General features: G+C 64.4%; 12 protein-coding genes. 8 read left to right on the top strand and 4 right to left on the bottom strand.

Translation table 11 applies throughout. The features are described 5' to 3' along the window. From RTQ46_RS15530 to bla, 3 genes are all read left to right on the top strand, one after another. A partial coding sequence (locus RTQ46_RS15530; RefSeq protein ID WP_312437911.1) for a M56 family metallopeptidase occupies window positions 1-802 on the top strand: 802 nt, incomplete at its 5' end. Further along, window positions 763-1,614, top strand: a complete 852-nt coding sequence (locus tag RTQ46_RS15535) for a serine hydrolase (protein WP_312437912.1) — start codon at window positions 763-765, stop codon at window positions 1,612-1,614. The genes RTQ46_RS15530 and RTQ46_RS15535, both read left to right, overlap by 40 nt. A gap of 13 nt (window positions 1,615-1,627) precedes the next feature. Further along, window positions 1,628-2,524, top strand: a complete 897-nt coding sequence (gene bla / locus RTQ46_RS15540; protein WP_312437913.1) for a subclass B3 metallo-beta-lactamase — start codon at window positions 1,628-1,630, stop codon at window positions 2,522-2,524. 104 nt (window positions 2,525-2,628) lie between these two features. Here bla and RTQ46_RS15545 read toward each other — a convergent pair whose 3' ends face one another. Further along, on the bottom strand, window positions 2,629-3,066 hold the full coding sequence (locus RTQ46_RS15545) for a hypothetical protein (RefSeq protein WP_312437915.1): 438 nt from the start codon (window positions 3,064-3,066) through the stop codon (window positions 2,629-2,631). 166 nt (window positions 3,067-3,232) lie between these two features. Here RTQ46_RS15545 and RTQ46_RS15550 point away from each other — a divergent pair, with 166 nt between their 5' ends. Together RTQ46_RS15550 and RTQ46_RS15555 are read left to right on the top strand one after the other, a co-directional pair. Then, complete coding sequence (locus tag RTQ46_RS15550) at window positions 3,233-5,347, top strand: TonB-dependent siderophore receptor (protein ID WP_312437917.1); 2,115 nt, start codon at window positions 3,233-3,235, stop codon at window positions 5,345-5,347. A gap of 252 nt (window positions 5,348-5,599) precedes the next feature. Further along, complete coding sequence (locus tag RTQ46_RS15555; RefSeq protein WP_312437919.1) at window positions 5,600-6,760, top strand: heparan-alpha-glucosaminide N-acetyltransferase domain-containing protein; 1,161 nt, start codon at window positions 5,600-5,602, stop codon at window positions 6,758-6,760. A gap of 8 nt (window positions 6,761-6,768) precedes the next feature. On the opposite strand, the gene RTQ46_RS15560 is transcribed toward RTQ46_RS15555, so the two are convergent. The 3 genes from RTQ46_RS15560 to RTQ46_RS15570 form a co-directional block, all read right to left on the bottom strand. Beyond that, window positions 6,769-8,646 carry a hypothetical protein gene (locus tag RTQ46_RS15560; protein ID WP_312437920.1) on the bottom strand — a complete coding sequence of 626 codons (1,878 nt, stop codon included), beginning with the start codon at window positions 8,644-8,646 and terminating at the stop codon, window positions 6,769-6,771. Between the two features lie 107 nt (window positions 8,647-8,753). Continuing rightward, window positions 8,754-9,284 carry an isochorismatase family protein gene (locus RTQ46_RS15565; RefSeq protein WP_312437922.1) on the bottom strand — a complete coding sequence of 177 codons (531 nt, stop codon included), beginning with the start codon at window positions 9,282-9,284 and terminating at the stop codon, window positions 8,754-8,756. Window positions 9,285-9,305: 21 nt separating this feature from the next. Next, window positions 9,306-10,223, bottom strand: a complete 918-nt coding sequence (locus RTQ46_RS15570; RefSeq protein WP_312437992.1) for a LysR family transcriptional regulator — start codon at window positions 10,221-10,223, stop codon at window positions 9,306-9,308. 124 nt (window positions 10,224-10,347) lie between these two features. Between RTQ46_RS15570 and RTQ46_RS15575 the strand changes: the two genes are divergently transcribed. From RTQ46_RS15575 to mmsB, 3 genes are all read left to right on the top strand, one after another. Beyond that, the gene (locus tag RTQ46_RS15575) at window positions 10,348-11,568 is read left to right on the top strand and encodes an ABC transporter substrate-binding protein (RefSeq protein WP_312437923.1); all 1,221 of its coding nucleotides are present in this window, start codon (window positions 10,348-10,350) and stop codon (window positions 11,566-11,568) included. A gap of 147 nt (window positions 11,569-11,715) precedes the next feature. Continuing rightward, complete coding sequence (locus tag RTQ46_RS15580; RefSeq protein WP_312437924.1) at window positions 11,716-13,230, top strand: CoA-acylating methylmalonate-semialdehyde dehydrogenase; 1,515 nt, start codon at window positions 11,716-11,718, stop codon at window positions 13,228-13,230. A 9-nt stretch (window positions 13,231-13,239) separates the two neighbouring features. Next, window positions 13,240-14,130 (top strand): 3-hydroxyisobutyrate dehydrogenase, encoded by an 891-nt coding sequence (mmsB, locus tag RTQ46_RS15585; RefSeq protein WP_312437925.1) that lies wholly within the window; start codon window positions 13,240-13,242, stop codon window positions 14,128-14,130. The last annotated feature ends 310 nt before the right edge of the window (window positions 14,131-14,440 follow it).

Genomic DNA, 14,440 nt, shown 5'->3' on the forward strand with positions numbered 1-14,440 from the left:
GCTGCTGCGCGGCGCTGACGCCCGCGCGCGGTATGCGGTCTGTGCACTGGCGTTGCTGGCATGCGTGGGCATTCCTCTGACGCATTTGTTTTATTTGCTCGGTGCAGAGGAGTTGCCGCATTCGGGATTGTCTGTGGCGACGCTGAACGCATGGATGCCCACGCTGGTGCTGGCCTGGAGCGCCGGCGTGGTGCTGATGAGCTTGCGCCTGCTGCTGGGCCTGGCCTGGGTGGCCCGGCTGCGCCGCCAGGCCGTGGCCGCGCCGGCCGTCTGGCAGCAGCGGCTCGATGCGCTGGCGCTGCGCATGGCCCTGCGTTCTCCGGTTCCGCTCAGGCTGCATGCGGCGCTGGCCAGTCCGGTGACGGTGGGTTTCTTTCGTCCGCTGGTGCTGTTGCCGGCCTCCTTGCTGAGCGGCATGCCGGTGTCGCTGCTGGAAGCCTTGCTGGCGCATGAACTGGCCCATGTGCGGCGCCGGGATTACCTGGTCAATCTGCTGCATAGCGTGGCCGAGGCGCTGCTGTTTTTCCATCCCGTGGTGTGGTGGCTGTCGGCGCGCCTGCGCAGTGAACGCGAACTGGTGGCCGATGCGCTGGCCGCGCAATCCTTGCAGGACCCGGCGCAGCTGGCCAGCGCGCTGCACCAGCTCTCCCTGCAGCCGGCAGCGCCCGGGCACGGCGGCTTGCTGCTGTCGGCGCGCGGCGGCCCCTTGCTCATTCGCATACAGCGCCTGATGGCGCCGGCGCCGCTGCCGGGCAGGGCGGGGTGGAAGCTGGCACTGCCGCCATGCTGCTGGCGGGAATGACCTTGCTGGCGCAAACGGCGCGGCAACCTGCGCCCGAAGCGGCGCGCATCGTCCAGGCCGCGGCCAGCATGCTGGCGTTGCCCGTCAATGCGCGCCATATGCTGGTGATCGACGACGCCAGCGGCAAGGTGCTGATGGCGAAAGACGCCGACGCCATCGTGCCGATCGCGTCGATCACCAAGCTGATGACGGCCATGGTGGTGCTCGACGCCCGGCTGGACCCCGACGAGCTGCTGCGCATCGTGGCCGCCGATGGCGAGCCAAGCCAGCGCCACGGCGTGCTGGGCGACGGCGTGCGCGTGTCGCGTGGCACGGCCCTGCAGCTGGCGCTGCTGCCGTCCGAAAACCGCGCTGCGGCCGCGCTGGCGCGCACCTATCCCGGTGGCCGCGCCGCATTTGACCAGGCCTTGCAAGCCAAGATCCGCAGCCTGGACCTGAAGCGAACGTCGCTGAGCGAGCCGGTCGGGCGCTCGCCGGCCAATACCTCCACCGCCACCGATGTGGCCAAAATTGTTGCCGCCGCCGCGCGCTACCCCGACATCGCGCGCATTACCAGCCTGCGGGAGGCGCGGGTTGCCGTCAACGGCAAGGCGCGCCTGCTGCATAACACCAATGCGCTGGTCGGCGGCGCAGGCTGGCATATCGCGCTGTCCAAGACCGGCAGCAGCAACGAGGCCGGCAGCTGCCTGAGCATGCGCATGCAGAGCGGCGGCAGGCATGTCACGGTGGTGCTGCTGGACGCCGACGGCGCCCGTCGGCGCGCGCAGGACGCGGACCAGATCCGCGCGGCGCTGGCGACTACCCATTTTTAACCGAGGAGACAACATGAAGAAACTGACAAAAGTGGTGCTGGCGGCAGCGGTGGCGATGGCGGCAGGCGGCATGGCGCAGGCGCATGAGGACGCTGTAAACTGCGACGACTGCAAGGCGTGGAATGCGCCCGTCAAGCCGTTCAATATCTATGGCAATACCTGGTATGTGGGCGTGGCGGGATTGTCCGCCGTGCTGGTGACCAGCGAGGGCGGCCATATCCTGCTCGACGGCGCGCTGCCGCAGTCGGCGCCGCTGATCGCCGCCAATATCGAGGCGCTCGGCTTCAGCATGAAAGACGTCAAGCTGATCCTCAATTCGCACGCGCACTGGGACCATGCGGGCGGCATCGCGGCCCTGCAGCAAGCCAGCGGCGCCACCGTGGTGGCCAGCGCGTCGGGCGCGAAAGTGCTGCAAAGCGGCACCAATGGCCGTGACGATCCGCAGTACCAGGCCAAGCCGGTGGTGCACGTGGCCAAGGTCGGCAAGGTCACCGTGGTAAAAGAAGGCGACGTCGTCAAGCTGGGCAAGCTGGCGCTGACGGCCCATATGACGCCCGGCCATACGCCCGGCGCCACCACCTGGACGTGGAAATCGTGCGAAGACCAGCGCTGCCTCGATATCGTGTATGCCGACAGCCTGAATGCGTATTCGAGCGGCGACTTCACCTTTACGGGCCGGGGAAAGACAGCCGATATCTCGGCCTCGTTCCAGCAAAGCATCGCCAAAGTGGCCGCGCTGCCGTGCGACGTGATTATTTCCGTGCATCCGGGCATGACGAACGTGCTGGACAAAGCCGCCAGTCGCACCAGCGAGCGCAATCCCTTCATCGATGCGGGCGCCTGCCGCGCGTATGCGGACAATGCCGGCAAACTGCTGGCCAAGCGGTTGGCCAGCGAACGGGGGGAGTAGGTCGCAGCAGGTCGGATCAGGTCGCTGCGGGACCGTAATCCGGCAACATGGTTGGCTTGCGCCGGTGGTGGCGTCGGATTACGCGGCTGCGCCGCTAATCCGGCCTACCGTACCACGTTTTGCAAATCCTTCGGCAACTGATACACGGGGCAATACTGGTACGTGGTGCGATCGCCCCGGATCACCTGTGTAAACGTCAATGCATCCTGCACCGTCACCTGCTGGCGCTGCACCACGCGCGGTGCGGGGCCGGCGCCGGCGTCGATGCACGACTGGTCCACCGTATAGGTGCTGCGCTTGCGGCTCTTGACCGTGACCTTGCAGGCGCGCGTATGCGCCGTGGACAGGCCCTTGCCATCGTACTGGCGGATGGCGGCGTTCGGCGGCGCGCCGCAGTCCGAGCCCTTTGCCACATAGATGCCGGGTTTGAGCAGGTACACGCCGCCCGGTTTTGGGGACGTGTCGGCGCTGGCCAGGGCGGCGGAAGCCATGCCCAGCGCCAGCGCGAGCATGGCGATCTTCCTGATAATATGGTTCTGCAATCGATACTCCTCATCAAGTTGACGTAGGCCGATTCTACGACAGCAGGGCTGCCGACCGTGGTTCGCCTGCCAGCCGTCGCGAAAAAATACAGCTCAGCCCTTTAATGAGAACCAATTATCAATTACAATGCAAGCCTATTGCATTTGCTTGCTATCCAGGAAACCCATGTCCCAATTTTTACGCCGTCCCGTTGCGCTGCTGCTTGCCGCATCCAGTCCCCTGGCGCTTGCCGCCGATCCTGTTGCCGCTCCTGGAGCCGATACCGCCGATACCGCCGATGTAGTGACTGTGAAGGCCGAGCGCCAGCATTACCACAGCCTGTCGGCCACCGGCGCCACCAAGACCGACGCGCTGCTGATGGACTTGCCGCAAAGCGTGCGCGTGCTGACCGGCGACCTGCTGCGCGACGCGGGCGTGACCAATCTGGCCGGGGCGCTGGAACTGGCCAGCGGCATAGCCAAGCAAAGCCCGCTGGGCGGGCTGTGGGACAGCTACGCCATGCGCGGCTTTACGGGCGACCCGAATTTCGGCTCCGACTACATGGTCAACGGCTTCAGTTCCAGCCGTGGCTACAACGGCATGCGCGACGGAGCCAATACACAGAATATCGAAGTGCTGAAAGGCCCGGCGTCGGCGCTGTATGGCCGGGGCGAGCCGGGCGGCACCGTCAATATCACCACCAAAAAGCCCAGGTTCGTGCCCGAATACAATGCCGATGTGTCGCTGGGCAGCTTCAACATGAAGCGCGCCGCCGTCGACCTGACAGGGCCAATGACCGACAACGTTGCGTATCGCCTCAATGCCGCGCACGAGAAGGGCGACAGCTTCCGCGATACCTTGACAGTCGAGCGCAGCCTGTTTTCGCCATCGTTTATCTGGCTGCCGGGTGACCATACGACCGTGTCGTACGAGATCGAAGCGGTGCGCCAGCGCACGCCGTTCGACCGCGGCGTGGTCGCCGTCAATGGCAAGCTGGGCGTGGTGCCCGTGTCGCGCTTCCTCGGGGAACCGGCGGACGGCCCGATGACGGTCAAGTCGCTGGGGCAGCAGCTGTTCATCCACCACGATCTTTCCGACCGCTGGATCGTGCAGGCCGGCCTGTCCTACCGCGACAGCGAGCTGACCGGCTATTCGACGGAAGCGAACAACCTGCTGGCCGATGGCCTCATCCTGCGCCGCCAGCGCCGCCACCGCGATTTTTCGTCGACCGATGTCTCGGGCCGCGTCGAATTACTGGGCAAACTGGTGACCGGTTCGGTGAAGCATGACGTGCTGTTTGGCGTCGATGCCTACCATTTCGACGACCACAGGGTGCAGCTGCGCCGCAATCCGTCAACCGGCAATGCCTATGCGATCGACATTCATGCGCCCGTGTACGGCGGCGTGGCCGATGCGCTGGCGCTGTCGATCGACACGCAGGAAGGACAGAAGGCGCACGGCCTGTATGCGCAGGACCAGGTCGATCTGAACGCGCAGTGGAAGGCGCTGCTGGGCGTGCGCCACGACAGCTATGAGCAGGACGTGACCAATAACCGTTTGAACGTGAGCAACCACCAGTCGCTGTCGGCCACCAGCCCGCGCGTGGGCCTGGTGTACCAGCCGTCGAAAGCCTGGTCGTTGTATGCGAGCGCGGCCAAGGGTTTTCGCCCGAACAGCGGCATCAGCATCGCCAACCAGGCGTTTCCGGCCGAGCAGAGCCGCTCATACGAGCTGGGCGCCAAGCTGGAAACGGGCAAGCTGACCGGCACCCTGGCCGTCTACGATATCAGCAAGCGCAATGTGCTGACCACCAATCCGCTCAATACCGACTTTGCGCTGGCCGCTGGCGAAGTGGGCAGCCGTGGCCTGGAACTGGACGTGTCGGGCGAACTGGCGCGCGGCCTGCGCGTCTCGGGCGCCTATGCGTATACCGACGCCACTGTCACGCACGGCGACAATGCGATCATCACCGGCAGCCGCTTCCCGAACGTGGCGCGCCACAGCGCCAATCTGGTCGCCACGCAGCAGTTCAGCGTGGGCAGCGCAGCAGGCAGTATCGGCGGCGGCCTGCAGTATGTGGGCGAGCGGCTGGGCGACGTGGCCGTCAGCAGTGCATTCACCTTGCCGGCCTATACCACGGCAAAGCTGCTGGCGTCGTATTCGCCGAATGCGAAGCTGCGGTTGGCGCTCAACGTGGAAAACCTGTTCAACCGCCGCTACTATGCCAGTTCGTACAGTCCGCTATGGGTGGCGCCGGGGGCCGAGCGCACCGTGACCTTGAATGCGCATTACAGGTTTTAAGATCGATTCGCTGCCCGCGGGCCGGTCCGGTAGGTCGGGTTGGCGCGCCAGCGCGTAACCCGACATCACCACCGGCCGGGCCGCAAGCGCCAACAATATTGTCAGATTACGCGGCGTTGCGCCGCTAATCCGACCTACGAACTGCCACATAATTTTTAGAATCAGCAGCTGGGAGCCAGGGTCAGACCCGTCGGGTCTGACCCCGGTTTTTGCTTGTGGTTATCAGCAACGCCGACAATCCGCCAATATTTTATGACCATTTCCATAGCTCCTGCCCTCCTGCGCACCCGCATCGCCGTGATCGACGTGATGCGCGGCCTGGTGATGCTGATCATGCTGTTCGACCATGTGCGCGAAACGGTGTTTCTGCACCATCAGGTCAGCGACCCGATGCAGGTCTCCAGCGTCGATCCGGCGCTGTTCTTTACCCGCCTGGCGGCGCATGTCTGCGCGCCGATGTTCGTGTTCCTGACGGGCCTGTCGGCCTGGCTGTATGCGCATCCGGCTGCCGGGCCGCGCAGCGCCAGCGGTTTCCTGTTCAAGCGCGGCCTGCTGCTGGTGGTGCTGGAACTGGTGTTCGTCAATTTCGCGTGGAGCGGCGCGTTTCCACCGGCCGTGCTGTACCTGCAGGTGATCTGGGTGATCGGCCTGGCGATGATGGCGCTGGCCGTGCTGCACCAACTGCCGCTGAAAGTACTGGCGCTGCTGGGCGTGGCAATTGTCGCCGGCCAGCATCTGTTTACGCATCTGCGGGCGGAACAGGGCACGCCCGGCTACTATCTGCTGACCGTGCTGCTGCAGCGCGGCTTCCTGGTGGCGGACGGCGCCATGAAGATCAAGGTCAGCTATCCGCTGCTGCCGTGGATCGGCGTGATCCTGCTTGGCTATGCTGCCGGCCCGCTGTATGCGCGCGGCCGTACGCCCGAGGGGCGCCGCCGGCTGCTGCTGGCGCTCGGTGGCGCCAGCTTGCTGCTGCTGGCCCTGCTGCGCGGCTTCAACCTGTATGGCGAAACGATGCCGTGGGTGGCCGGCGACAGCGCCTTGCAGACGGCGATGAGCGTGCTGAACTTTACCAAATATCCGCCATCGCTGGACTTCCTGCTGTTCACGCTGGGCATCGGCTTGCTGGGCCTGGCGTGGCTGGAGACCCTGGACAACTGGTTCGTGCGCGCCTGCGCCACCTTTGGCGGCGCGCCGATGTTCTACTACCTGCTGCACCTGTACCTGTTGCTGGTCATCGGCAGCGTGCTGACCAGCGTGCTGGGCGCCAACCACGGCAGCCGCTATGGCGTCGAGCATCTCTGGCAGGTCTGGCTGATCGCGCTGGCGCTGATGCCGGTGCTGTACTGGCCATGCCGCGCGTTTGCCAATTACAAGCGCACCTCGAAACAGGCCTGGGTGCGCTATTTCTAGGCAGGCACTTACTTGCAGTACAGCCGGTCGATGCTGTGCGACGAGGCCAGGTAATGGCGCGTCTGCCAGCCGATCGCCACCCGGTAGGCGCACGGCGGGTCGAGTGCCACGTTGACGGGAAAGCCGCCATTGTTGCCCGACAGGTGAGGCCCGCCCGCGCCGCCGCGGAACAGGTAGTTGGAAGCCGGCGGCGGTGGCGTGAAGACGGCAGAGGGCAGCGGTGGCGGCGGATGCGCAATGCCGTTGTTGTTGGAAATCGTCAGGTTGAAAAAGCGCAGGTGCGGATGGTCGATCGTGTACAGGATATGCACCACGCCGCCCGCGATCGGATTGCAGGCATTGCTGCGCAGCTCTTCCAGGTCGAGCGCAACGATCACGGGAGAGTTGTCGAACACGATGGAATCGAGCCCGTCGCCGGCCACCGGCGCCAGCGTGACGGCGTCGCGCACTTCAAAGCCCAGCCGGTAGCGGCGCACCGGTTCGCTTTCGGCCGGCAGCAGGCTGCGGCCTGCGTCCAGAATCGGCAGGCCGCCCGGCAGCTTGGGCGGATGCAGGCTGGTGATGGCGTCCGTATTGATCACGAACAGGTCAAAGGTACGCAGGAAATTGCCGGTGCCTACATTGACCACGCTGGTGGTGCCGTCGCGCATGTCGACCGTGACCGCCTTGTTGTCGACCCGTATCCAGCCGCCAGGCTGCAAATCGGATGCGTCGACGATGACCTGCGCCGAGTCGCCGAGGCCCAGCCCATTCGTATAAAACACATAGCCCACATGGGTGCCGAGGATTTGCGTCAGCGGTGACAGGCTGCCCGGAGCCACCGAGGGCAGCGCGTTCGGATCCTCGGTGCCGCCGGGCCAGCTCCATTCGCCGATCAGGAAGCGGTATTCGAGCGCATTGGCGGGAAGCGCGCTGTTGCGCAGCGGGCAGTTGCCTTTCAGCGTGACGCCACCGGCGAATACATACGACAGCGCCGGGCCGCCCGCGTAGCCCTGCGGCGAAAAGCCGCCCAGCGACGGGAACGGGTGGATATCGAACACCTCCACCTGCTGCCAGTGCGGCACGGTTTCCACGTCGGGCGGCAGCACTTCGCGCGAACACAGCTCCACGCAGAAGCAGTGGCCCACGTTTTCGCGCCCCGGCTGGCGGCCCGCAGACTGCGGTTCGGACAGGATGGTCACGCCGCCCAGCTCGGCCGTAAAGTACACGTCCGGCCCGCCGGAAAATTCCACATTGATCAATGGAGAAAATGGCGTCAAGGTAAAATCGGACGCCAGGTAGTCGATGCGGAAACGTCCGCTCGCGTCCGTCACGGCGTCGCCCAGCGCATCGTCCTGCAGCCAGTCCGCGTCGAACGCGCGCACGGTGGCGCCGGCAATCGGCGCATACGGCTCGGCGCAGGTACGCAGGCGTCCGCAGATGGTCCAGGCGCCGAAGCGGGCGCGCACCAGGCACCAGAAACGGTGCGGCACGCAATAATCCCAGATGGCCAGGAAATCATCCTGCTGCCGGCGCCAGCGCGGCTGGATCACGGTGATCGAAAACTGCAGCGCAGGCGGTTCCTTCGGCCCCGGTTTCAGGTGCGGCACGGTGGGGCACCAGATATCGACTTCCACCGCCTCGCCCTGGTATGGCTGTTCGCCGCCGATGGCAAAGCTGTAGTTGCCGTCCTCGTCAGTGCGCGTCTCGGCCAGCAGATACGGGGCCTTGGCCTCGATGTCGTCGTCGCTCAAGATGGCAAAGGTCTCCTTGGCGCTCGCCACCGCCAGCGCCGTGACATTCTGCGTATCGCGCAGGCGGTACAGGCGCACGCTCACGTGGGCCAGGTTTTCCGGACACTCGGCGCAAATCAAGCCGCACAGCTTGCCACGCAGGATATAGGCCATGATCATCCCCTTGCTCGATCGGACGGCAATGCCGCAGCACGTGCGGCGATCCTCTCAAGCTAGCAAAGAAGAGCCGGCCGGGTTTGATCTGGCGTAAAGGCTGCCTGCTATTTAATCAGGGCAAGCACCTCGCGAAAGCGCGGATGGCGGCAATCGCGCAGCCACTCGAAGGCCAGCATTTCCACCGTCAGCAACTGCGCGCCCAGCGTGGCCAGCCGGCCCAGTGCCGCATCGCGGCTGGCCGGCAGGCGCGAGCCGACCGCGTCGATGGCGATAATCACCTCGTAGTCGAGCTCCAGTAGCTGGACCGCCGTCTGCAGCATGCACACATGGGCTTCGCAGCCGGTAACGACCACTTGCGTGCGGCCAGGCGGCAGGATGTGCTGCAGGCCATCGGCACAGGCGCCGAAATGGGTTTTCTGCAAGGTCTGCCTGCACAGCGCGGCGATCTCGGGCGCGTTGGGGCCCAGCTTGCCGCTGTTCTGCTCGGTGCCGAGCACGGGAATATCGAGCAGCCGCGCAATCCTGGCCAGCCGCACATTCTGCGCCAGCACCGCGCCGCCGTCGTGGATCGCCGGCAGCAGGCGGTCCTGCAGGTCGACAATCACCAGTACCGCCTTGTTTGCATCCATCAGCATCGCGTTCTCCTTGGTTCAATCTTATGGCAGCCACTCTGGCGTGGACGTTTCTCCCATCAGGTAGCCATGGTTCAGTTCGATCACCTCGCGCAGATAATTCCACAAGGCCCGCACGCGCGCGATATTGCGCCGCTCGGTGGGCGAGATCATCCAGAACGAGCGCATCAGGTCGATCTGGCCGTCGAGCACGGGCACCAGCTCGTTCGACTGCTGCGCCACGAAGCAGGGCAAAATCGCCAGCGCCTGGCCCGCGCGCGCCGCATGGTATTGCGCCAGCACGCTGGTGCTGCGAAATGCACGCAGCGACTCGGGCGCCACATGGTCCATATAGCGCAGCTCCGCGCTGAACACCAGGTCGTCCACATAGCCGATGATGGGGTGCTGCGCCAGCTGGTCCACGCTGGTAATGGCCTCGTGGCGCGCCAGGTAGGCCGGGGTGGCGTAGAGCTTCAGGCGGTAATCCGACAGTTTCGTCACCACATACGGCCCGGACAGCGGGCGCTCGATGGAAATGGCCACGTCCGCCTCGCGCTTGGACAGGCTGACAAAGCGCGGCACGGCGATCAGGTCGACGCTGATATGCGGATGGCGGCCGCAGAAGTGCGCCAGGTGCGGCGCCAGCACCACGGCGCCAAAGCCTTCGGTGGCGCCCAGCCGTACCTGCCCTGACAGCAGCCGGTTATGCTCGCCCAGCTCCTCGGTGGCGGCAAACACCGTGCTCTCCATGGTTTCCGCATATTCCATCAGCCGGTGGCCTTCGGGCGTCAGCTGGTAGCCCACGTAATTGCGGTCGAACAGCTGGGTGCCGACCTGCTCCTCGAACTTGCGCATGCGGCGCGATACGGTCGAGTGATCGATGCCCAGCTTTTTTGCCGCGTCCACCAGTCCCGCGCTGCGCGTCAGCTCCAGGAAGACGCGCACATTGTCCCAATCGAGCACTTCGTTCTCCTTGTGCATTTTTGCAAAGGAATTATGCATCAATTTCACTTGAGTGAATATTTTTACACATGCAGAATGCAACCAAACATATAAGAAATACCCCTTATCCATCAGGAGACACTGCATGAAAAAGACCGTTCTGGCCATGGGCGCGCTCGCGCTCGCGCTTTCCTTCACCACTTCCGCCCAGGCCCAGATTTCCGATGGCGTCGTCAAGGTCGGCATCCTGACCGACATGTCCGGCCCGTATTCGGCGATGGGCGGGCGCGGCTCCGTCGTCGCCAGCCAGATGGCGATGGAAGACTGCCTGAAAGCCGAATGCAAGGGCATGAAGATCGAGATCGTCTCGGCCGACCACCTGAACAAGGCCGATATCGCCGCCTCCAAGGCGCGCGAATGGATCGACCGCGACAAGGTCGATGCGATCGCCGATCTCACCAATTCCTCGGTGGCGCTGTCGGTGCAAAAACTGATGAAAGAGAAGGGCGGTATCGCCATGTTCAGCGGCCCGGCCACGGGAAGGCTGACCAACGAGGACTGCTCGCCGAACGGTTTTCACTGGATGTTCGACACCTATTCGCAGGCGGCCGGCACGGCGGCGGCATTGACCAAGCTGGGGCAGAAATCATGGTATTTCGTCACCGTCGATTACGCATTCGGCCACTCGCTGGAAAAAGACGCCAGCGATGTCGTCAAGCATAACGGCGGCACGGTGCTGGGCGCCGTGCGCCATCCGCTGAACGCCTCCGATTTTTCCTCGTTCCTGGTGCAGGCGCAGGGCTCGAAGGCGCAGGTGATCGGCCTGGCCAATGGCGGCGCCGACGTGGTCTCGGCCATCAAGCAGGCGCGCGAATTTCGCATCGGCAGCGGCAAGGACCAGCGCCTGGCCGCCTTGCTGGTATTCCTGTCCGACGTGCACGCGCTGGGATTGGAAACGGCGCAGGGCCTGGTCTACGCCGACGGCTTCTACTGGGACTACGACGACCGCAGCCGCGCCTTTGCCAAGCGCTTCGAAGCGCTGAACAAGGGCGCCAAGCCGACCATGGTGCAGGCCGGCGTGTATTCCAGCGTCTACCACTATCTGAAATCGGTGGCCGCCGCGAAAAGCGACGACTCGAAAATCGTCGCCCAGAAGATGCGCGAACTGCCGATCCGGGACGCCGTGATGAACAACGCGGCGATCCGTCCCGACGGCCGCGTGATCCACGACATGTACCTGGTGCAGGTAAAAACCCCGGCCGAATCGAAAGGCGCCTGGGACTACCTGAAAGTGCTGTCGACCATTCCGGCCGAGCAGGCGTTCAAGCCGATGGATGCGGCGGCGTGCAATCTGGTCAAGAAATAATTTTTACCCCAACGGCGAAAGGCCGGGGTCAGTCACTACGCGATCGGAATACGTCCCGCTGGGACGTATTCCCCCGCAGGGTCCGACCCCGGCAGTTTCGACTTTGGGGTGAACTCAAGCAATACCGACATCATGGAGCCTCAAAAAATGAACCAAGCCCTCACCTCAGTCCCCGCCGTCCCCCTGCATATCGGCGGCAAGCACCACGCCTCCAGCAGCACCGAATGGCGCGACGTGGTCAATCCGGCCACCCAGGAAATCGTCGCCCGCGTGCCGTTTTCCACCACCGCCGAAGTCGAACTGGCGATTGCCACCGCCAAGGAAGCGTTCAAAACCTGGCGCAATACGCCGCTCGCTGCCCGCATGCGCATCATGCTCAAGTACCAGCACCTGATCCGCGAAAATATCGGCGCGCTGGCCGAACTGATCACGCGCGAACACGGCAAAACCCTGCCCGACGCGGAAGGGGAGGTGATGCGCGGCCTGGAAGTGGTTGAACATGCGTGCTCGATCGCCACCCTGCAGCTGGGCGAGATCGCGGAAAACGCCGCCAACGGCGTCGATGTCTACAATATCTACCAGCCGCTGGGCGTGGGCGCCGGCATCACCGCCTTCAATTTTCCCGTGATGCTGCCGTGCTTTATGTTCCCGATCGCGATCGCCTGCGGCAATACCTTTGTCTTGAAGCCGTCCGAGCAGGACCCGTCGTCGACCATGTACCTGGTCGAGCTGATGTACCAGGCAGGCCTGCCGGCCGGCGTGCTGAATGTCGTGCATGGCGGCGCCGAGGTGGTCAACCTGCTGTGCGACCATGCCGATATCAAGGCCGTCTCGTTTATCGGTTCGACCGCTGTCGGCACCCATGTGTACCGCCGCGCCAGCGAGTCGGGCAAGCGCGCGCAGTCGATGATGGGCGCGAAAAACCATTGCGTGGTGCTGGCCGACGCCAACAAGGAGCAGGCCATCAACAACCTGATCGGCGCGGCGTTCGGCGCGGCCGGCCAGCGCTGCATGGCCAATTCGGTGGTGGTGCTGGTGGGCGAGGCGCGTTCGTGGCTGCCCGATATCGTCGCCCGCTCGAAAGCGTTGAAGGTGGGGCCGGGCAGCGACCGCGAAGCGGACCTGGGGCCGATGGTGTCAAGAAGCGCCATGCAGCGCGCGGAAAAACTGATCCAGGCGGGCGTCGACGAAGGCGCGCAGCTGCTGCTCGACGGCCGTGGCCACCAGGTGGCCGGTTTCGAAGGCGGCAACTTCATGGGGCCGACGATTTTCTCGAAAGTCAACGCGACCAATTCGGTCTACACGCAGGAGATCTTCGGCCCCGCCATGTGCGTGGTCGAAACCGAGACGCTGGACGAAGCGATCGCCTTTATCAATGCCAACCCGAACGGCAACGGCACCTCGATCTTTACCTCCTCGGGCTGGGCCGGGCGCAAGTTCCAGAACGAGATCGACGTGGGCCAGGTGGGCATCAACGTGGCCATTCCCGTGCCGGTCGCCTATTTCAGCTTTACCGGCTCGCGCGCCTCGAAGCTGGGCGACCTGGGACCGAACGGCAAGCAGGCGCTGTACTTCTGGACCCAGACCAAGACCGTGACCGCGCGCTGGTTTGCGCCGGACGATGGCGGCAGCGGCGTGAACACCACCATCTCGATGAAATAAGGGGCGGCGATGACTTCAAACATCGTTTTTATCGGCCTGGGCAACATGGGCCTGCCGATGGCGCAGAACCTGGCGCGCGCCGGCCATGCCGTCACCGGTTTCGATTTGATGCCGGCCAGCGTGCAGCAGTTCGTCGCTGGCGGCGGCCTGTCGGCGGACGACCAGGCGGCGGCGATTGCCGCAGCCGATATCGTCATCACCATGCTGCCGGCCAGCCGCCATGTGCAGGGCGCGTATCTGGGCGAAGGCGGCATCCTGGCGCATGCGAAAGCGGGTGCCTTGCTGATCGATTGTTCGACGATTGCGCCGGACGTGTCGCGCGAAGTGGCCGCCGCGGCGAGCGCCAGGGGCCTGCGCATGATCGACGCGCCTGTCTCGGGCGGCACGGCCGGCGCGGCCGGCGGCACGCTGACCTTTATGGTCGGCGGGGCGGAGGCGGATCTCGCCAGCGCGAGGCCATTGCTGGAACAGATGGGCAAGAATATCTTTCACGCCGGTCCCAGCGGCAGCGGGCAAACGGTCAAGATCTGCAACAACATGCTGCTGGGGATACTGATGATCGGCACCAGCGAAGCGATCCGCCTGGGCGTGGCCAATGGCCTCGACCCGAAAGTGGTGTCCGACGTGATGGCGAAAAGCTCGGGCCGCAACTGGACGCTGGAAGTGTACAACCCGTGTCCGGGCGTGGCGGAGAATGTGCCGGCCGCGCGCGATTATGCGGGCGGCTTCGGGGTGGACCTGATGCTGAAAGACCTGGGGCTGGCGGTGGAAAGCGCGGGGGCTTCCGGCGCCAGCGTGCCGCTGGGCGAGCTGGCGCGCCAGCTCTATGACCTGCACAGCAAGTCGGGCGCGGGTGGTCTCGATTTTTCGAGTATCTACAAACTCGCTACGCCAACGTAAGATCGCCAGCGCTGGTGGTGGCGTCGGATTACGCGCGGCTGCGCCCCGCTAATCCGACCTACCTTCCTTGGCAGTATCGCAGGTCTGATTAGCGCTGCGCGCGTAATCCGACACATCTTTGAGGTCACGCCAAATCCAACCGTACGCCATGCGAGGAAGCCAGGCATCGCAGGTCGGATTAGCGCTGCGCGCGTAATCCGACACATCTTTGAGGTCACGCCAAATCCAACTGTACGCCATGGCAGGAAGATAAAAATATACAATCAGCAACTTGGCAAAATGCAATACCCGCCGTGCATAATCAATCTGC

It is taken from the genome of Janthinobacterium sp. (assembly GCF_031995485.1).
Taxonomy (GTDB): domain Bacteria; phylum Pseudomonadota; class Gammaproteobacteria; order Burkholderiales; family Burkholderiaceae_D; genus Janthinobacterium.

Coding starts and splice junctions, on each gene's coding strand:
- RTQ46_RS15550 (WP_312437917.1), top strand. CDS start 3,233: ATGTCCCAATTTTTACGCCGTCCCGTTGCGCTGCTGCTTGCCGCATCC.
- bla (WP_312437913.1), top strand. CDS start 1,628: ATGAAGAAACTGACAAAAGTGGTGCTGGCGGCAGCGGTGGCGATGGCG.
- RTQ46_RS15555 (WP_312437919.1), top strand. CDS start 5,600: ATGACCATTTCCATAGCTCCTGCCCTCCTGCGCACCCGCATCGCCGTG.
- RTQ46_RS15565 (WP_312437922.1), bottom strand. CDS start 9,284: ATGCTGATGGATGCAAACAAGGCGGTACTGGTGATTGTCGACCTGCAG.
- RTQ46_RS15580 (WP_312437924.1), top strand. CDS start 11,716: ATGAACCAAGCCCTCACCTCAGTCCCCGCCGTCCCCCTGCATATCGGC.
- RTQ46_RS15575 (WP_312437923.1), top strand. CDS start 10,348: ATGAAAAAGACCGTTCTGGCCATGGGCGCGCTCGCGCTCGCGCTTTCC.
- RTQ46_RS15560 (WP_312437920.1), bottom strand. CDS start 8,646: ATGGCCTATATCCTGCGTGGCAAGCTGTGCGGCTTGATTTGCGCCGAG.
- mmsB (WP_312437925.1), top strand. CDS start 13,240: ATGACTTCAAACATCGTTTTTATCGGCCTGGGCAACATGGGCCTGCCG.